The organism is Sphingomonas sp. GW821-FHT02B09 (assembly GCF_059421875.1).
Genome location: NZ_JBWKVV010000002.1, coordinates 646,076 through 664,613, shown reverse-complemented (window position 1 = coordinate 664,613; position 18,538 = coordinate 646,076). Strand labels below are relative to the sequence as shown.

The 18,538-nt window shown below is 69.0% G+C and carries 13 protein-coding genes; 8 read left to right on the top strand and 5 right to left on the bottom strand.

The features are described 5' to 3' along the window. Positions 1 to 112: 112 nt before the first annotated feature. Positions 113 to 589, top strand: coding sequence for a DUF3429 domain-containing protein (locus AC07U4_RS11030; protein WP_495195433.1), 477 nt, complete (start codon positions 113 to 115; stop codon positions 587 to 589). Positions 590 to 1,025: 436 nt separating this feature from the next. Here AC07U4_RS11030 and hemA read toward each other — a convergent pair whose 3' ends face one another. Together hemA and murI are read right to left on the bottom strand one after the other, a co-directional pair. After that, entirely contained in the window at positions 1,026 to 2,267 is a 1,242-nt protein-coding gene (gene hemA / locus AC07U4_RS11025) for a 5-aminolevulinate synthase (protein WP_038667350.1), read from the bottom strand. A 297-nt stretch (positions 2,268 to 2,564) separates the two neighbouring features. After that, entirely contained in the window at positions 2,565 to 3,359 is a 795-nt protein-coding gene (gene murI, locus AC07U4_RS11020; protein ID WP_495195432.1) for a glutamate racemase, read from the bottom strand. Positions 3,360 to 3,475: 116 nt separating this feature from the next. Here murI and plsY point away from each other — a divergent pair, with 116 nt between their 5' ends. The 3 genes from plsY to topA all read left to right on the top strand — a co-directional run bounded on the left by plsY (position 3,476) and on the right by topA (position 7,900). After that, the gene (gene plsY, locus AC07U4_RS11015; RefSeq protein WP_495195431.1) at positions 3,476 to 4,111 is read left to right on the top strand and encodes a glycerol-3-phosphate 1-O-acyltransferase PlsY; all 636 of its coding nucleotides are present in this window, start codon (positions 3,476 to 3,478) and stop codon (positions 4,109 to 4,111) included. Further along, the gene (dprA, locus tag AC07U4_RS11010; RefSeq protein ID WP_495195430.1) at positions 4,104 to 5,183 is read left to right on the top strand and encodes a DNA-processing protein DprA; all 1,080 of its coding nucleotides are present in this window, start codon (positions 4,104 to 4,106) and stop codon (positions 5,181 to 5,183) included. Before plsY ends, dprA begins: the two co-directional genes overlap by 8 nt. 116 nt (positions 5,184 to 5,299) lie before the next feature. Then, on the top strand, positions 5,300 to 7,900 hold the full coding sequence (gene topA, locus AC07U4_RS11005; protein WP_495195429.1) for a type I DNA topoisomerase: 2,601 nt from the start codon (positions 5,300 to 5,302) through the stop codon (positions 7,898 to 7,900). Positions 7,901 to 7,939: 39 nt separating this feature from the next. Here topA and AC07U4_RS11000 read toward each other — a convergent pair whose 3' ends face one another. Further along, positions 7,940 to 10,063, bottom strand: coding sequence for a TonB-dependent siderophore receptor (locus tag AC07U4_RS11000; protein WP_495195428.1), 2,124 nt, complete (start codon positions 10,061 to 10,063; stop codon positions 7,940 to 7,942). A gap of 413 nt (positions 10,064 to 10,476) precedes the next feature. Between AC07U4_RS11000 and AC07U4_RS10995 the strand changes: the two genes are divergently transcribed. The 4 genes from AC07U4_RS10995 to mmsB are packed head-to-tail and all read left to right on the top strand — an operon-like array spanning position 10,477 to position 14,559. Beyond that, positions 10,477 to 12,006, top strand: a complete 1,530-nt coding sequence (locus AC07U4_RS10995) for a CoA-acylating methylmalonate-semialdehyde dehydrogenase (protein ID WP_495195427.1) — start codon at positions 10,477 to 10,479, stop codon at positions 12,004 to 12,006. A gap of 5 nt (positions 12,007 to 12,011) precedes the next feature. Further along, positions 12,012 to 12,506, top strand: a complete 495-nt coding sequence (locus AC07U4_RS10990) for a hypothetical protein (RefSeq protein ID WP_137899861.1) — start codon at positions 12,012 to 12,014, stop codon at positions 12,504 to 12,506. Between the two features lie 7 nt (positions 12,507 to 12,513). Then, complete coding sequence (locus AC07U4_RS10985) at positions 12,514 to 13,677, top strand: acyl-CoA dehydrogenase family protein (protein ID WP_495195426.1); 1,164 nt, start codon at positions 12,514 to 12,516, stop codon at positions 13,675 to 13,677. Positions 13,678 to 13,686: 9 nt separating this feature from the next. Next, on the top strand, positions 13,687 to 14,559 hold the full coding sequence (gene mmsB, locus AC07U4_RS10980) for a 3-hydroxyisobutyrate dehydrogenase (RefSeq protein WP_495195425.1): 873 nt from the start codon (positions 13,687 to 13,689) through the stop codon (positions 14,557 to 14,559). 290 nt (positions 14,560 to 14,849) lie between these two features. Here the strand turns inward: mmsB and AC07U4_RS10975 are convergent, their stop codons facing one another. Both AC07U4_RS10975 and AC07U4_RS10970 read right to left on the bottom strand, forming a co-directional pair. Next, positions 14,850 to 15,911 carry a glycosyltransferase family 2 protein gene (locus AC07U4_RS10975; protein WP_495195424.1) on the bottom strand — a complete coding sequence of 354 codons (1,062 nt, stop codon included), beginning with the start codon at positions 15,909 to 15,911 and terminating at the stop codon, positions 14,850 to 14,852. After that, complete coding sequence (locus AC07U4_RS10970; protein ID WP_495195423.1) at positions 15,908 to 18,391, bottom strand: DegT/DnrJ/EryC1/StrS family aminotransferase; 2,484 nt, start codon at positions 18,389 to 18,391, stop codon at positions 15,908 to 15,910. The genes AC07U4_RS10975 and AC07U4_RS10970 overlap by 4 nt, the downstream gene beginning before the upstream one ends. Positions 18,392 to 18,538 lie beyond the last annotated feature (147 nt).

Below are 18,538 nucleotides of genomic sequence, written 5' to 3'. Positions count from 1 at the left end.
CCGGCAAATGCCACACCTGTTGCGGAACGTAGCGCGTCGCTCGCGCGCTAAGCCAACCACGCAATGCAGGATAAGAATATGCCGCAAGTTCCTCGCTCCCGCGCTCGCCGGCATGGCTGATCCCGTCTCCGCCCGCGGCAGCGTCGGCGAATCGCCGCTGATCCTCGGCTATGCCGGGCTGTTCCCGCAGATCGCCGCGGTCGCCACCTGCTTCTTCGCCGCCGAAAGCGATGTCGGGCCGATGTTCGCCTTCGCCTATGCGGCGCTGATCCTCAGCTTCCTCGGCGGCATCTGGTGGGGTTTCGCGATGCGCAGCGGCCGCGATCAGGGCCGGATCGCGACGCTGGCGGTACTGCCGTCGCTGTTCGGCGCGCTGCTGATCCTGCTGTCGATCGCCCATGTGCTGCCGCTGGGCCTCGCGCTGGTGTTGATGGGCTCGGCGGTGATCACCACCCTGCTGATCGACCGCCGCCTGGTCGAGTCCGCCCACGCCCCCACCGGCTGGATGACGCTGCGCGTGCCGCTGTCGATCGGGCTCGGCGGGCTGACGATCCTCTGCGGGATCATCTGCGGCCTGTCGGCCAGCTGATCGCGCGGGCGGCTCCACGCCGTTGCCCGACTTCGCCGAGCTCCGTCGCATGGGCCGGACGCTTTCCCAACCCACCCCGTCACCCCGGACTCGTTCCGGGGTCCGCCGGGCCGCGAGGGTAAGGTGTATTTCTTAGCCGTTCCCCTCGCCGCGGAAGGGAACCTCGACTTGTTCGAAACCTCTACGAAAGTCGCCCAGTGCTCCTGCGAACGCAGGAGCCCAGGAGTCCCGAGCGCCATGAAGCGTTGTTCAGCTTGGCTCTGGGCTCCTGCTTTCGCAGGAGCACTGGGCTGATTCATCTGAGATCGGGACTTTCACAAAAACCTCGACAAGTCCGGGGTAACGGGCCTCATGAGGAAACCGATCGAACCTCGCTGCCGCCGCGATATTGATAGTCCTGAACCCCGCCGAACACCGGCGACTCCCGGACGCCGCGTCAGGCCGCCTTGCGCAAGGCGAGCCGGCTCCAGATCTCGACCAGCGCGTCGGTCAGCTCGCGCATCATCTCGGGCGTGTGGCTCGGGCCGGGGGTGAAGCGCAGCCGCTCGGTGCCGCGCGGCACGGTGGGATAATTGATCGGCTGCACGTAGACGCCATATTCGGCGAGCAGGATATCGCTGATCCGCTTCGCCTTGACCGGATCGCCGACGAGGATCGGCACGATATGCGTGCTGCCGAGCATCACCGGCAGCCCCGCCTCGCTCAGCATCGTCTTGAGCAGCGTCGCCGACGCCTGCTGGCCCTCGCGCTCGACGCTCGACGCCTTGAGGTGGCGGACGCTGGCGAGCACGCCCGCGACCAGAACCGGCGACAGCGAGGTGGTGAAGATGAACCCCGGCGCATAGCTGCGGATCACGTCGATGATCGTCTGGTCGGCGGCGATATAGCCGCCCATCACGCCGAACGCCTTGCCGAGCGTGCCCTCGATGATCGTCAGCCGGTCGGCGACGCCCTCGGCTTCCGAAATGCCGCCGCCGCGTGCGCCGTACATGCCGACCGCATGGACCTCGTCGAGATAGGTCAGCGCATTGTATTTGTCGGCGAGGTCGCAGATCGCCGCGATCGGCGCGACGTCGGCCTCCATCGAATAGACGCTCTCGAACGCGATCAGCTTCGGCACCGTCGGATCCTCGGCGGCGAGCAGTTCCTCGAGATGCGCGAGATCGTTGTGGCGGAAGATGCGCTTCTCGCAGCCGGCGTTACGAATGCCCGCGATCATCGAGGCATGGTTGAGCTCGTCCGAGAAGATCACGCAGCCCGGCAGGATCTTGGCGAGCGTCGACAGCGTCGCCTCGTTCGAGACATAGCCGCTGGTGAACAGCAGCGCGCCTTCCTTGCCGTGCAGGTCGGCGAGTTCGTGCTCAAGATCGACGTGATAATGGGTGTTGCCGCCGATGTTGCGCGTGCCGCCCGAACCGGCGCCGACGTCGTGCAGCGCCTCTTCCATCGCCGCGATCACCTTCGGGTGCTGGCCCATCGCGAGATAGTCGTTCGAGCACCAGACGGTGATCGGCTTGGGCCCGTTATGGCCGGCGAAGCAGCGCGCGTTCGGGAAGGCGCCCTTGTTGCGGAGGATGTCGATGAAGACCCGATACCGGCCCTCGCTGTGCAGGCGATCGATCGCCTGGGTGAAGACGCGCGAATAATCCACGCGTACGTCGGTACCGTCGCTGCTCATGGGCACCATGTACCGATGCGGCGACGGGCTTGCCAGTGGATAAAAGCGCTCAGCGTGATCGTCAGGCTGGACATTTTGTCCCACCCTCGCCGGGCCGGCGCGGCACGACCCGTCGACCGGCACAGGGCTGGATGCTGGTAGAAGGGAAACGCCCGCCCCACGCTCCACCGTTCGCGCTGAGCCTGTCGAAGCGCCCGTGCCACAGGCGGTCGTTCCGTACATGGCACCGTCCTTCGACAGGCTCAGGGCGAACGGTGGGACGAAAAAGCCGGCGCCCAACCCGCCGGCCGGCACGACTCAAAGCCCCTCGATCGTCCCGATCCCGTATCCCGCCAGCGCCGGCGCCAGCGCCCGCTCCGCGTCGCCCAGCCGCGTGAACACCGCACGATGCACCGACCCGTCCGCCGGCCAGCCCTGCCCCTCGGTCAGGAAGGCGATCCGCCGCGCGATCCCCGGGCCGCCATCGACGAAGTGCAGCCCGGCCGGCGCCGCCGCCGCCAGTTCCGCCGCGACCAGCGGGAAATGCGTGCAGGCATTGACGATCACGTCGATCCGCGCCCCCTCTGGCTGATCGAACAGCCCGCCGAGCACCGCGCGATAGCGCGCCGGATCGGCCGTCGCCCCCGCCAGTTTCGCCTCCGCCAGCCGCACCAGCTCCGCCGAGCCGTGCCGCAGCACCGTGCAATCCCCGGCGAACCGCGCCGCCAGATCGTCGACATAGGCCTGGCGCACCGTCGCCTCGGTGCCGAGCACGCCGATCACCCGGCTGCGGCTCAGCGCCGCGGCGGGCTTGATCGCCGGCACCGTGCCGACCACCGGCACGTCGAGTGCCGCGCGCACCACCGGCAGCGCGATCGTCGAGGCGGTGTTGCAGGCGATCACCACCAGCCGCGGCCGGTACCGCTCCACCAGCCGCCCGAGCAGCGCCGGCACCCGCGCCGCAATCTCCGCCTCGCTCTTGATCCCGTACGGGAAGCCGGCGGAATCGGCGGCGTAGACGATCGGTGCGCGCGGCAGCAGCACGCGCGTCGGTGCGACCACCGACAGGCCGCCGACACCCGAATCGAAGAACAGGATCGGCGCATCATCCATCGCCGCGTCCATAAGCCGCCGCCGCGCGACGCGCCAACCTTGATCGAGATCAGGAAGCGCCCATTGGCGAAACCGCCCCGGACCCGCTATGATCCGCCGGGGAGGACGGGGCAGCTTTGGATACGCACATACTCTGGATCGCGCCGGCGTGCGCGCTGCTGCTCGGCTATGTGCTGGGATCGATCCCGTTCGGCGTCATCCTCACCCGGCTGGCGGGCGCGGGCGACCTGCGCAGCATCGGCTCGGGCAATATCGGCGCCACCAACGTCCTGCGGACCGGCCGCAAGGGGCTGGCGGCGGCGACCTTGCTGCTCGATCTCGCCAAGGGCGCGGCGGCGGTGTGGCTGGCGGAATGGCTGTTCCCCGGCGACGGCATGATCGCTGCAGCGGCGGCGTTCGTCGGCCATTGCTACCCGATCTGGCTGCGCTTCAAGGGCGGCAAGGGCGTCGCGACGCTGATGGGCATCGTCCTCGCGCTGCACTGGCCGATGGGCCTCGTCTATGCGGCCGTCTGGCTCGGCCTGCTCGCCAGCCTGCGCATCTCCTCGGTCGCCGGCATGGCCGCGGCGGTCAGCGCGCCGGTCAGCGGCGCGCTGTTCGGGCGGTTCGATCTCGTCATGCTCCTGCTCGCGCTCGCCGCAATCGTGCTCTGGAAGCATCGCGACAATATCGAGCGGCTGCTCGCCGGGACCGAGCCGCGCATCGGCGGCGCGCGCGACGGCGAGGACACGAATGCGCTCCGCGATGGCTGAGCGCGATGTCGCGCGCCTCCGTCTCCTTCGTACCACCGGGATCGGCCCGGTCACCTGGCGCCAGTTGCTCGCCCGCTTCGGCACCGCCGAGGCGGCGCTCGACATGCTGCCGACGCTCGCCCGCCGCGGCGGCGGCGCCCCGCCGCGCATCGCCGAGCGCGCCGCGGTCGAGCGCGAGATGGCGGCGACGACGCGGCTCGGCGCGCGCTATCTGTTCCTCGACGATCCCGACTATCCGCCGCTGCTCGCCCAGATCGACACCGCCCCGCCCGCGCTGATCCTGCGCGGCGACCTCGCGCTGGCAAGTCGAACGACGGTGGCGATCGTCGGCGCGCGCAACGCCTCGGCGGCGGCGTGCCGCTTCGCGCGCAGCCTCGCGCACGACCTCGCCGCGGAGGGTGCGACGATCGTCTCCGGCCTCGCCCGCGGCATCGATACCGCCGCGCACGTCGGCGCGCTGCCACGCACGATCGGCGTCATCGCCAGCGGCATTGACGTGGCCTTCCCGCCAGAAAACGCCGCATTGCAGGATCAGGTGGCAAGCGACGCGCTGCTGATCGCCGAACAGCCGCCCGGCACCCAGCCGCTCGCCCGCCATTTCCCGTCGCGCAACCGGATCATCGCCGGCCTCGCGCTCGGCACCGTGGTGGTCGAGGCGGCGCCGCGCTCGGGCTCGCTGATCACCGCGCGGCTGGCGGGCGAGATGGGCCGCGAGGTCATGGCGGTGCCCGGCAGCCCGCTCGACCCGCGTGCGCAGGGCTGCAACCAGTTGATCCGCGACGGCGCGACCTTGATCCAGACCGCCGCCGACGTCCTCGAACAGCTCCGCCCCATCGATCCCCGCGCCGTCCGCGCGCCCGCGTCGTCCTATGCCGCCCCGCCCCCGGCGGATGCGAGCGACGCCGACCGCACCCGCATCACCGCCTTGCTCGGCCCGGCGCCCGTCCCGGTCGACGAGCTGCTCCGCCAGAGCGGCCTTGCCCCGGCGATCGTCCAGACGGTGCTGCTCGAACTCGAACTCGCCGCCCGGCTGGAACGGCATGCCGGCGGCCGGGTCAGCCTCATCGCCTGACGCCGGCGGCCCCCGCCTCCCCACCCGTTGACGTTTCGCCCCACGCCCCCGACTTGACGCAAGCCCCGACCGCTCGCCACCCTCGCGCGTACACGTAAGGACGCTATTGAACCGCCATGCAGCTCGTCATCGTCGAATCGCCCGCCAAGGCGAAAACCATCGAAAAGTATCTCGGCTCGGATTTCCGCGTCCTCGCCTCCTACGGTCACGTCCGCGATCTGCCGGCGCGCGACGGCTCGGTGAACCCGGACGAGAATTTCGCGATGGAATGGGAGAATTATGCGGACAAGTCCAAGCAGCTGAAAGCGATCGCTGATCTCTCGAAGACTGCCGACCGCCTGATCCTCGCCACCGACCCCGATCGCGAGGGCGAGGCGATCAGCTGGCACGTGCAGGAGGTGCTGCGCGGCCGCAAGGCGCTGCCCAAGGACGTCCAGCGCGTCACCTTCAACGCGATCACCAAGCCGGCGATCCTCGCCGCGATGAAGGCGCCGCGCGAGCTCGATACCGACCTGATCGACGCCTATCGCGCCCGCCGCGCATTGGACTATCTCGTCGGCTTCACGCTGTCGCCGGTGCTGTGGCGCAAGCTGCCCGGCGCCAAGTCGGCGGGCCGCGTCCAGTCGGTCGCGCTGCGGCTGATCGTCGGCCGCGAGCGCGAGATCGAGGCGTTCAAGGCACAGGAATATTGGTCCGTCACCGCGCAGATGGAGCAGGACGGCACGCCCTTCGTCGCGCGCCTCGTGCAATGGGACGGCAAAAAGCTCGACCGCCTGTCGATCGGCACCGAGGGCGACGCGCTCAAGGCCAAGACCGCGGTCGAGGAGGGCCGCTTCTCGGTCCAGACCGTCGAGACCAAGCCGGCGACGCGCAACCCGCCGCCGCCCTTCACCACCTCGACGCTCCAGCAGGAGGCGGCGCGCAAGCTCGGCTTCTCCGCCGACCATACGATGCGGATCGCGCAGGGCCTCTACGAGGATGGCGCGATCACCTATATGCGCACCGACGGCGTGCAGATGGACGGCAGCGCCATCTCCGCCGCGCGCCTCGCCATCGCCAACCGCTATGACGCGAGCTACGTCCCCGATTCGCCGCGCCAATATCAGACCAAGGCGAAGAACGCGCAGGAAGCGCACGAGGCGATCCGCCCGACCGACTTCACCAAGGACCGCGCCGGCTCGGGCGACCACAACCGCCTGTACGAGCTGATCTGGAAGCGCGCGCTCGCCAGCCAGATGGCCTCGGCCCGGATGGAGCGGACCACCGTCGAGATGGCGGACGGCACCGGCCGCAACGTACTGCGCGCGACCGGCCAGGTCGTGCTCTTCCCCGGCTTCCTCGCGCTGTACGAAGAGGGGTCGGACGACACGCAGGATGAGGAGGCGCGCCGCCTGCCCCGCCTGCGCGAGGGCGACGCGCCGGCGAAAAAGGCCGTCGACGCCGAACAGCATTTCACCCAGCCGCCGCCGCGCTTCTCGGAAGCGAGCCTCGTCAAGCGGATGGAGGAACTCGGCATCGGCCGCCCGTCGACCTATGCCTCGATCATCAAGACGCTGAAGGACCGCGCCTATGTGCGCGTCGAGAAGAACCGCTTCTTCGCCGAGGAAAGCGGCCGCCTCGTCACCGCCTTCCTCGAGCGCTTCTTCGAGAAATACGTCGGCTTCGACTATACCGCGGAGCTGGAGGAGGAGCTCGACGACGTCTCGGGCGGCCGCGCGCAATGGCAGGCGGTGCTCGAAGCCTTCTGGCGCGACTTCAAGCCGCGCACCAACGAGGTGATGGATCAGCAGCCCAGCGCGATCACCGCCGAGCTCGACGTCTTCCTCGCGCCCTATCTGTTCCCCGACAAGGCGGACGGATCGGACCCGCGGCTGTGCCCCAAATGCGAGGAGGGCAAGCTGGCGCTGCGCGGCGGCAAGTTCGGCGCATTCATCGCCTGCTCCAACTATCCCGAGTGCAAATACACCCGCCGCTTCGCCCAGCCCGGCGGCGAGGAAGGCGACAGCGGCCCCGAGGGGCTCGGCAAGGACCCGGCGACGGGGCTCGAGGTCGAGCGCAAGTCGGGGCGGTTCGGCCCGTATATCCAGCTCGGCGAGGGCAAGGAGGCCAGGCGCGCCTCGATTCCCAAGGACCTGCCCGGCGAGCTCGACCTCGAATGGGCGCTCAAGCTGCTCAGCCTGCCGCGCACGATCGGCAACCACCCGGAGACGGGCGAGCCGATCACCGCGTCGATCGGCCGCTACGGGCCGTATCTGGCGCACAGCGGCAAATACGCGCGGCTGCAATCGACCGCCGACGTGTTCGAGACGGGGATGAACGCCGCGGTGGTCAAGCTCGCCGAGGCGGCGGCGGGTGGCGGCCGGCCGGCACGTGGCGCCGCGCGTGCGCCGCTCAAGGAGCTCGGCAAGCACCCGCGCACCGAGGCGGAGATCAAGCTGATGGAGGGGCGCTACGGCCCCTATGTCACCGACGGCGAGACCAACGCGACCCTGCCCAAGTCGATCACGCCCGAGGCGCTGACGCTGGAAGAGGCGGCGCAGCTGATCGACGACCGCGCGGCGGCGGCACCGGCGAAGAAGAAGAAGGCGCCCGCCAAGAAGGCCGCGGCGAAGAAGCCCGCGGCCAAGGCGGCGGGGACGAAGACGACGGCGAAGCCCGCGGCGGCCAAGAAGGCGCCGGCGAAGAAGCCCGCGGCGAAGAAAGCCGCGGCGGAGTGAAGCACGGGGGATCGGGGGACTGCCCCGATCCCGTCACGCCTAGAGCTTGACGCTGGCGTTCAACCTGACCGTCCGGGGCTCACCCACGAAAACATAGCCCGACCCGAGATAGCCCCAATGGTGGAGGTTCGCGACGTTGTCGACTTCGGCCCGAAGCGTCACGGCATGGGCGGCGGAGCCGATGTCATAACCGGCCCGCAGATTGATCAACGTCGTCGAGGGAACGCGGAAACTGTTGACCGCATTGCCCCACAATCTGGCGGTATAGGATAGTTCGGCGGTGGCGCTGAAACCGGGCAGACCGGTTGGCCGCTCGGTGACCTGCACGGTGTCCTTGAATCGCGGAACGCCCTCGACCTGTCGCCCTTGCAGATCCCGTTCCGACTTCAGATAGGTTGCCTCCTCGATCGCGACACTGTTGGCGACGAACAGATCGAGCGGTAGCCCGACGCGTCCATTGGCCTCGACGCCCTGATAGCGTTGCGTGCCGTCGGACACGTAGACGTTGGCGGCATTGGCATATTGGGCGCCCCGATCGATGCGGTACAATGCCGTCGAAAGCAACCACGTCGGTCGTTCGACCTTGGCGCCGACCTCGATCTGGTCGGACATCACCGGTGGCAGCGTCTCGCGGGCATTCGCGAAGCTATCGGGGACCGTTATCCCGCTTTCGAGCGCCTGAACGTAGCTGACGTAGACGGTGGCGCCCTGCAAGGGATGGTACAGGATCGCGGCGACGGGCGTCACCGGCGTCTTGGCATAGGTCTTGGCAACGCCCGATTTGCTGTATTGATGCTCGACGTAGCGCGTTACCCGCAGGCCGCCGATCACCGACACGTCGCCGAGGCTGATCGTGTCGCTGGCAAACGCGCCTTCCTGTATCGAATGATAGCTGCGGTAGATCGCATCGGTGAATGCGCTGGGATAGTTCACCGGCGTCACTGGTCGATACAGGTTCTGCGACCCGATGACCGTGTTCAGCCGATCGCGCGGCAGATAACGCTTGAGGTCCTGCCACGTCGCGCCGAGCGTCAGCTGATGGGCGAGCGGTCCGGTGGTGAAATATCCGTCGAGCGTGACCTGTGCCTGATTGTAGCGCGACCATGACCGGGGATTGGTGTTCAATTTCACCCCATAGTCGCCATTGCGGTTGATCAGCGGCATCCATTCCGCCTTGTAGGTCCGCCAGTCCAGGCTGTTGCTATAGTCGGCCTTGACCGTCCAATGCGGGTCGGCGGTCCAGTGCAGGCCGGTGGCGCCGTAGAAGACGTGGCTGTTGAAGAACAGATCGGGATAGGCGGCGAGATTGGTGGTGCCGCTGATCGGTCGCGGCAAGGCGTTCGCGCCATAAGCGACGGGATCGTCGATGAAGAAATCCTCCGTTCCACCCTTGATGCGGCGATCCTGATAGATCAGGTCGCCGGTCCACAGCAGCGTGTCGGTGAGATGCGCATCGAGACCGAGCGATCCCGAATAGCGCAGGACGTGCGACCCGCTGTAGGTGCCGCCCTGTTCGTGCGTCAGGTTGAGACGATAGCCGAGGCCTGCGGCGATGGGGCCGCCGGTGTCGATATGCTGCAGGAAGACCGTGTTCGACGAATATCCCAGATCCGCGGCGACGAAAGCGTCCGGCGTGGGTCGCTTCGTCTGATAGTTGACCAGTCCTCCCGGCGCGTTGAAGCCATAGAGGAAGCCGGAGGCGCCCTTCAGCAACTGCACCGCCTGAAACGATTCGAGGGGCAGCTCCACCGTCGTCATGTAAAACGGATCGCCGTTGATCCGGTAGCCGTAAAGGTCGTCGAGCGGGATGCCGCGGACCGTCTGCGAATAGCTGTTGAACGTATAGGTGTCGCCGTTGGCGACGACCGACGCATCCTGGCTGAATACCCGTGCCAGCGATCTGACCTGACGTTCCTCGATCTCGTCCGCACTCACCACGCGTGCGGAGAACGGCGTATCGAGGTCGGACCGCACGCCCAAGGCTCCCCCCGTCACCGCATCGTGATGTGCCGTCCCGGTAACGACGATGGTCTGTGACGCGGCATTGTCCTCGCTCGTCGTCGAGGCGGTGCGGGATGCCTTGGCCTCCGCATTTGCCCCCACCTTCGATTTGCGATCGGGTGTCTTTTTCTCGACCTGCTCCGCGCCGGCTGGCGAAGCCATTGCAATCGAAACAGAAAGTACAAATGCCCATTTTGCAATTATCACGACTGCATACACCAGTTGACTAGGATTTAACCCGCCTACCTATTCTGCACACGATCTATGCCATTACTTTTTATGGGCTGATCTAAACATTAGATTATATTAGCGGTAACAGGGATAAAAAGCCTTTAGCTGCCATTACTTACCCGCGTGCCGTCGCGGTTAAAGGCCGAATTGCCGTGTGCGGGAGCGTGCGAATGTGTCCGACGGGCGCGCCAGCAGGGGCCGTGTTCCTCCGCCCATGACTGCCGACACCCTGACCCCACAAAAACGTCAGCCTTCCCCACCAATTGCCCGCCCCCTCTTGCACCGCACGCCCGACCCTGCGACGGAAGCGCCAAAGCCGACCAAAGCGGCACGAAGGAGCGAGGATGCGTATCATCGATCATCTCATCGTCGGATCGGCCGGCGGTGATGCCACGCGCTACGGCGACGTGTTCGATCCCAACAGCGGCGAGATCCAGGCGCGCGTGCCGCTCGGCAGCGCGGCCGATCTCGACCGCGCCGTTGCCGCGGCGCAGGCCGCGCAGCTTGGCTGGGCCGCCACCAATCCGCAGCGCCGCGCCCGCGTCATGTTCCGCTTCAAGGAACTGGTCGAGGCGAACATGGACGCGCTCGCCCATCTGCTCTCCTCCGAACACGGCAAGGTGATCGCCGATTCGAAGGGCGACATCCAGCGCGGGCTGGAGGTGATCGAATTCTGCTGCGGCATCCCGCACATCCTGAAGGGCGAGTACACGCAGGGTGCAGGCCCCGGCATCGACGTCTATTCGATGCGCCAGCCGCTCGGCATCGGCGCGGGGATCACCCCGTTCAACTTCCCGGCGATGATCCCGATGTGGATGTTCGGCGTCGCCATCGCCACCGGCAACGCCTTCCTGCTCAAGCCGTCCGAGCGCGATCCGTCGGTGCCGGTGCGGCTCGCCGAGCTGATGCGGGAGGCGGGCGCGCCCGAGGGCATCCTGCAGGTCGTCCATGGCGACAAGGCGATGGTCGACGCGATCCTCGATCACCCCGCGATCAGCGCGGTCAGCTTCGTCGGGTCGAGCGACATCGCGCATTACGTCTACCGCCGCGGCGTCGAGGCGGGCAAGCGGGTGCAGGCGATGGGCGGCGCCAAGAACCACGGCATCGTCATGCCCGACGCCGATCTCGACCAGGTCGTCGCCGATCTATCGGGCGCGGCCTTCGGCTCGGCGGGCGAGCGCTGCATGGCGCTGCCCGTGGTGGTGCCGGTCGGCGACAAGACCGCCGATGCGCTGCGCGAGAAACTGATCCCGGCGATCGCCGCGTTGCGCGTCGGCGTGTCGACCGATGCGCAGGCGCATTACGGCCCGGTGGTCAACGCCGCGCACAAGCAGCGCGTCGAAAACTGGATCCAGACCGGCGTCGACGAGGGCGCCGAGCTGGTCGTCGACGGCCGCGGCTTCACGCTGCAGGGGCATGAGAAGGGCTTCTTCGTCGGCCCGACCTTGTTCGACCGCGTCACGCCCGCCATGTCGGCGTATAAGGAGGAGATCTTCGGCCCCGTCCTCCAGATCGTCCGCGCGCCTGATTTCGAGACCGCGGTGCGGCTGCCGAGCGAGCATCAGTACGGCAACGGCGTCGCGATCTTCACCCGCAACGGCCATGCCGCGCGCGAATTCGCGGCGCGGGTCAATGTCGGGATGGTCGGGATCAACGTGCCGATCCCGGTGCCGGTCGCCTATCACAGCTTCGGCGGCTGGAAGCGCAGCGCGTTCGGCGACACCAACCAGCACGGCATGGAAGGCGTCAAATTCTGGACCAAGGTCAAGACGGTGACGCAGCGCTGGCCCGACGGCTCGGCGCTCCCCGGCGGCAGCGAGGATGGCGGCCCGAGCCGCATCCAGGATGCCTTCGTCATCCCGACGATGGGCTGACCGGCATGCGCAGCACGATCCTCCTCGCCGCCGCGCTCGGCCTCGCCGCCTGTTCGGGCGGCGAATCGGCCAACAACGAATCGTCGGGCGGCAGCGCCGCGGTCGAGCCGACGCCAAACGACCTCACCGTCGATCCGCAGAACAGCGTCGTGCCGATCCCCGCGGTCAGCCCCTCGCCGATCGCCGCGATTCCCGGCGGCTTCCAGGGCCATTGGGGCATGGTGTCGGGCGATTGCGACCCGGCGAGCGGTGCCGACAAGGGCACGCTGACCATCGCCGGCAACCGCCTGTCCTTCTTCGAATCGCGCGGCACCGCGGCCACGATCCGCCAGACCCGCCCGGACCAGATCGCCTTCGACCTGCCGATGAGCGGCGAGGGCATGACCTGGTCCGAACCGACCACGCTCACCCTGCTCGACGACGGCAAGACGCTGGTGCGCGAGGCCAGGGGCGACGCCAATCGCGCCGGCTCGTTCCGCTACAGCCGCTGCCCGGCCTGAGGATATCATGGACAACCAGTTCGACCTGACCCCCCAATTTGATCTCACGGGCGACCAGCGCGAGATCCAGGAGCTCGCGCGCCGCTTCACCGCCGACCGGATCACGCCCCATGCGGCGGAATGGGACGAGAAGCACATCTTCCCGCGCGACACGATCAAGGCGGCGGCCGAACTCGGCTTCGCCGCGATCTACGTGTCGGAGGAGAGCGGCGGCATCGCGCTCGGCCGGCTCGAGGCGGCGCTGATCATGGAGGCGATGGCCTATGGCTGCCCGTCAACCAGCGCGTTCATCTCGATCCACAATATGGCGAGCTGGATGATCGACCGCTTCGGGTCGCAGACGGTGAAGGACAAATATCTCCCCAGCCTCGTCACGATGGACCGGCTCGGCAGCTATTGCCTCACCGAACCCGGCTCGGGCAGCGACGCCGCCGCGCTGAAGACCAAGGCGGTGCGCGACGGCGATCATTACGTCGTCACCGGCTCGAAACAGTTCATCTCCGGCGCCGGCGAGAACGAGGTCTACGTGACGATGGTCCGCACCGGCGAGGAGGGGCCCAAGGGCATTTCGGCGCTGGTGATCGAGAAGGACATGGCCGGCGTGTCGTTCGGCGCCAACGAGCGCAAGCTCGGCTGGCATTCGCAGCCGACGCGGCAGGTGACGTTCGACAACGTCCGCGTGCCGGTGGCGAATCTGGTCGGCGCCGAGGGCGAGGGCTTCCGCATCGCGATGATGGGGCTCGACGGCGGCCGCCTCAACATCGGCGCGTGCAGCCTCGGCGGCGCGCAGCGCTGCCTCGACGAGGCGATCCGCTATACCAAGGACCGCAAGCAGTTCGGCACGGCGATCGCCGACTTCCAGAACACCCAATTCACCCTCGCCGACATGGCGACCGAGCTGGAGGCGGCGCGTGCGCTGCTCTACATGGCGGCGGCGAAGGTGACCGCCAACGCCCCCGACAAGACGCGCTTCGCGGCGATGGCCAAGCGGCTCGCCACCGATACCGGCAGCAGCAGCGTCGACCGCGCGCTGCAATTGCACGGCGGCTACGGCTATCTGATGGACTATCCGATCGAGCGCTTCTGGCGCGACCTGCGCGTCCATTCGATCCTCGAAGGCACCAACCAGGTGATGCGGATGATCGTCGGCCGCGACCTGATCCGGCAATAGGAGAGAGACATGGCACGCGTCGCCTTCATCGGCCTCGGCAACATGGGCGGCGGCATGGCCGCCAACCTCGCGAAGCACGGCCATGACGTCCGCGCCTTCGACCTCAGCGCCGCGGCGCTCGACAAGGCGCAGGCGGCCGGCTGCCTGCCCGTCGCCGGCGCTGCCGAGGCGGTTGCGGGTGCCGAGGCGATCGTCACCATGCTGCCCGCCGGCGCGCATGTCGAAAGCGTCTATGCCGATGCGGTGTTCGGCCACGCCGAGCCGTCCGCGATCCTGATCGACTGTTCGACGATCGACGTCGCCACCGCGCGCCGCGTCGCCGGGACCGCGGCGGCCAAGGGCCTCGCCGCGGTCGACGCGCCGGTGTCGGGCGGGATCGGCGCCGCCAATGCCGGCACGCTCACCTTCATGGTCGGCGGTCCCGACGATGCGTTCGAACGCGCGCGCCCGTTCCTCGCCGACATGGGCAAGGCGGTGATCCACGCCGGCGCGAGCGGCGCCGGCCAGGCCGCCAAGATGGCCAACAACATGCTGCTCGGCGCGACGATGATCGCGACCTGCGAGGCGTTCCGGCTCGCCGAACGGCTGGGGCTCGATGCGCAGACCTTCTACGACATCTCGTCGGTCAGCTCGGGCCAGAGCTGGTCGATGACGAGCTATTGCCCCCTCCCCGGCGTCGGCCCGGAGACGCCCGCCGACCACGATTATCAGGGCGGATTCGCCGCCGCGCTGATGCTCAAGGACCTGCGGCTTGCGATGCAGGCGGCCGACGGCGCGGGCGCGACGACCCCGCTCGGCGCGCATGCTACCGCCTTGTACGAGGCGTTCGTCGCCGCCGGGAACGGCGGAACGGATTTCTCGGGGATCATCCGGACGCTGTGATGTGCGGAGGGCGACGGCGCCCGCCAAACACTCCGCTTTCATTGTCATCCCCGCGAAGGCGGGGATCCATACACGCCGCCGTCGCGGCTCAAGCGAAGATCCGCGCGTCTGGATCCCCGCCTCCGCGGGGATGACGGTGGAGGGGCGCGCAACCCCCGCCCTTATCGTCATCCCGGCGAAGGCCGGGACCCATGGACACGCGCGGCGGATGGCAGCACGCACCACTGGCCGCACCGTAACCATGGGTCCCGGCCTGCGCCGGGATGACGAAGGGGGCTACCCCCCAAACCTCAACCCTCGCCTCGCCCACGCCGCCCGCGGCGCACCGCGCCCACCGCGGCGGACCACAGCAACGTCTCGCCGCCCGCATAGCCCAGCCCGAGGTGCGCCGGCCGCGCCGCCAGCACGTCGCGCAGCCGCACCGCGCCCGAGCGCAGCCCCGCCCGCCCGATCCGCGCCCAGCGCCGCGCCGTCTCCCAGCGGATCAGCTTGCGGCTCTCCGCATCGGGCCGCTCCTGCGCGAGGAACGCCGCCTGCAACGTCGCGATTCCCGCGCCCAGCCGCTGCAGCGTCGCGCGGTCGGGCACCGGCACGCCGCCCATATTGTGCAGCACCAGCAGCCGCGCCATCGCCGCCGCCTCCTCGACGCCGAGCACCCCCGCATGCCGCTCGGCCAGCACCCGCATCGCCGAATCGCGCATCGTGTCGGTGAACCGTTTCGAGGCGCCGCCGGCATGCTGGCGATAGCGCAGCAGCGGCACGTCGATCCGCGCGATCCGTCCGAATGCGCCGACGCGGTGATACAGGTCGAAATCCTCGGCATAGAGGATCTCGGGCCGGGTGAACGGATCGAGCGTCCGCGCCACCTCGGCACGCACCATCACCGTCGACCAGACCAGCGGATTTTCGATCCAGCTCAGCCACGCGATCAGCTCGGGCGTGGTATGCGGCGCATAGTGCATCGCCGAGACCTTGCCGTCGCGCAATTGCTCCGCCTGCGTGCCGACCAGCACCACGTCGGGATGCGCGTCGAGATAGGCGACCTGCCGCGCCAGCCGCTCGGGCAAACAGAGGTCATCCTGGTCGAGCCCGGCGATGAACCGCCCGCGCGCCGCGGCGACGCCGCGGTTGCGGGTGCGCACCGGCCCGCCGTTGACCTCGTTCTCGATCAGCCGCACGCGCGGGTCGGGCCAGCCGCGCACCAATTCGCGGGTGCCGTCGCTCGAGCGATCGTCGACGACGATCGCCTCCCACGCCGCCAGCGTCTGCGCGGCGAGCGACTCCAGCGTCGCGCCGATGAACGCCTCGCCGTTATAGCCGGGGATGACGACCGAGACGACCGGCGTGGTCATGCCGCCTCTTGCGCCTCCCGGTCGAGCAGCTGGTCGACGATCATCTGGCCGACGTCGTTCTGCCACAGCCACAGGCCGTTGGCCTGGCCGCGGAAGCTCGCCTCGCCGCCCAGCCGGCCCCATGGCACGAAGCCCGCCGACAGGCCGATGCCATAGGCGCCCGGCACCGGCCGGTCCTGTGCGTCGAGGATGCGGCAATGGCGATCGACCATCGGCCGGCCGGCATGATGCGCCAGCGCCAGCGGCGCGCCGTCGACGCCGAGCAGCGACACCGCGCGCGGCCGGTAGCCGAGCGCGCCGATCACCAGATCCGCCTCCGCGATGATCGCCCGCGCCGCCGCATCCTCGTCGCCGGCGATGCGGTGCGAGGCGACGCGCGGATCGGGCGTGCGCCCGCCGAGCGACAGCATGCGCAGCACCAGTTCGCGCGATTCGAGCCGCAGCCCGGCGAGCCGCAGCACGAAGCCGCTGACCGGGCAGATGTCGTTGTCGTCGAAATCGTGGAAGCCGTCGGCATGCGCCGCGGCGACGTTGGGATAGAAGGGCTTGAGCGGCTGGCGATGCAGCAGCGTCACCGCCCCCGCGCCGAAGGCGAAGCCCGGCTGGCTCTTGAGCAGCAGCACCGCTGCGGCGATCGCGCTGGTCGAGGCGCCGATGATCGCGACCCGCGGCGACGGGATGCCGCGCAGCCGCTCGTGCACCTGCTCGACCCCGCCGAGCCGCAGCACCGTATCGGAGCGGATCAGCCGCTCGCCCGCCAGCGCGCCGAGCGCGACGCCGGCGACGCGCTTGGCGGAGACCTGGTCGTCGGTCTGCACCCCGCCGGTCGCGACCACGACGTTGCGCGACACCAGCGCGCGCGTGACGCCCGCACCGTCGCTGACCGTCGTCTGCCAGCGGCCATCGGAAGTGCGCTGCACGCGCTGCGCCGCATGGCCGGTCAGCACCGCGCCGCCGTGCCGCACGACGATGTCGCGCAGCCGGTCCGCGGTCGCCGACAGCAGCGGCGCGGTATCGACCAATGGCGCGCCGAGTTCGGCGACGTAGCGGCCCATCAATTGCCCGGCGGGGTGATGCTCCAGCTCGGCGAGTTCGGGATGCGGATTGTTCTTCACCGCCGACAGGAAGGTCTCGGCGGTGGTGTCCGAGCGGATCGCATAGGAGCCGAGCTCGCCGGCGCCCATCCGCGCCCTCTGCTCGACGATCGCGAACCCCGCCTCGACCAGCGGCGCCAATTTGCCCTGTTTGCTCGCCGAGGTCAGCATCGCGGTGCCGGCGGGGCCGCCGCCGATCACCACCGTCGTCAGATCCTGCATCGCCGTCCCCATCTGCCGCGTCGCGCCGGTCGCGGACACCCGCGCGACCGCGCCCGCCAGCCGCGCGGCGATCACCGGCGCGTCGGCGGGGGTCATCGCATCGGTGATCGGCAGGCTCAGCATGCGGCCGCCGATCGCGTCGGCGACCGGCGTCGGCTCGATCAGCGCGCTGTCCCGGAACAGCGGCTGTTCGCCGAGGTGCGGGCTGAAATACTGGCCGACGCCGACGCCGTCCGCAGCGAGCGCCGCGACGATCGCGTCGCGCTCTCCCGCCAGTTCGGGCGGCAGCAGCACCGGCATGAACTGCGTCGCCTGCCGCCGCCCCGATGGCCGCTGCATCGCGAAGCCGGGCAGCGCAGCGCGATAGGCGGCGTCGATCGCGGCGCGATGGTCGCACACCGCATCGATCTCGGCGAGCTTGGCGCGCGCCATCAGCGCGATCACCTCGGGCAATTTGCCGTTGATGCCGGGCAGCGTCGCGCTGCGCCCGCGTTCGAAACCGAAATTGATCATGCCGCGCAACTGGTCGATCCTGGCGACGTCGCCGCTGTGGATCAGCCCGCCCTCCGCGACCGAGAAGGTCTTGGTGGCATGCATCGAATAGACGAGGGTGAACGGCGCGCCGCTGCCGAACCCGCGCCCGTCGCCGTCGCGCGTGCCGAGCGACGCCGCCGCATCGATCACCACGCCGACGCCGTGACGGTCGGCGAGCCAGGCATAGCGGTCTAGGTCGATCGCGGTGCCGAACGTCGCATAGGGCACGATGACGCCGATCCGCGCGCCGTACCGCGCGAGCAGCGCCTCCTCCTGCCGCGGATCGGCGGTCCAGCCGTCGGCCTCGATGTCGCAGATCAGCGGCGTCAGTCCCGCCCAGAGCGCCGCCTGCGCGGTCGCCGCGAAGGTCAGCGCCGGCATCAACGCCAGCGTCCCCGGTCGCAGCTGCATCCCCGCGGCCTGCCGCAACGCGACGATCAGCCCCAGCGTGGCATTGCCGACCGCGAGGCAGGCGCCGGTGCCGCCGAACAGCCGCTCGGTCGCCTCCGCCTCGAACGCGCGCACCTCGGGCCCGTTGTTGCTGAACACGCCCGACGCCTCGATGCGGCGCAGGCCCTCGGTAAGCTCGCTCAGCCGCGGCGGCCGCGGCGCGATCAACGGAAATTCCATGAGATGCCGTCCTGACAATCGAACCGCGGAGGTACCCCACCCCCCCTAAGAACCGGTTAGCGCGCGTCATTCTCTACGCAGGACGCAGTCGCGACCGGCGATGAAATACCGTTCGGAGAAACACTTCGCAACATTCGATTGACTGCC

Coding starts and splice junctions, on each gene's coding strand:
- AC07U4_RS11030 (WP_495195433.1), top strand. CDS start 113: ATGGCTGATCCCGTCTCCGCCCGCGGCAGCGTCGGCGAATCGCCGCTG.
- hemA (WP_038667350.1), bottom strand. CDS start 2,267: ATGAGCAGCGACGGTACCGACGTACGCGTGGATTATTCGCGCGTCTTC.
- murI (WP_495195432.1), bottom strand. CDS start 3,359: ATGGATGATGCGCCGATCCTGTTCTTCGATTCGGGTGTCGGCGGCCTG.
- dprA (WP_495195430.1), top strand. CDS start 4,104: ATGGCTGAGCGCGATGTCGCGCGCCTCCGTCTCCTTCGTACCACCGGG.
- topA (WP_495195429.1), top strand. CDS start 5,300: ATGCAGCTCGTCATCGTCGAATCGCCCGCCAAGGCGAAAACCATCGAA.
- AC07U4_RS11000 (WP_495195428.1), bottom strand. CDS start 10,063: ATGGCTTCGCCAGCCGGCGCGGAGCAGGTCGAGAAAAAGACACCCGAT.
- AC07U4_RS10995 (WP_495195427.1), top strand. CDS start 10,477: ATGCGTATCATCGATCATCTCATCGTCGGATCGGCCGGCGGTGATGCC.
- AC07U4_RS10990 (WP_137899861.1), top strand. CDS start 12,012: ATGCGCAGCACGATCCTCCTCGCCGCCGCGCTCGGCCTCGCCGCCTGT.
- AC07U4_RS10985 (WP_495195426.1), top strand. CDS start 12,514: ATGGACAACCAGTTCGACCTGACCCCCCAATTTGATCTCACGGGCGAC.
- mmsB (WP_495195425.1), top strand. CDS start 13,687: ATGGCACGCGTCGCCTTCATCGGCCTCGGCAACATGGGCGGCGGCATG.
- AC07U4_RS10975 (WP_495195424.1), bottom strand. CDS start 15,911: ATGACCACGCCGGTCGTCTCGGTCGTCATCCCCGGCTATAACGGCGAG.
- AC07U4_RS10970 (WP_495195423.1), bottom strand. CDS start 18,391: ATGGAATTTCCGTTGATCGCGCCGCGGCCGCCGCGGCTGAGCGAGCTT.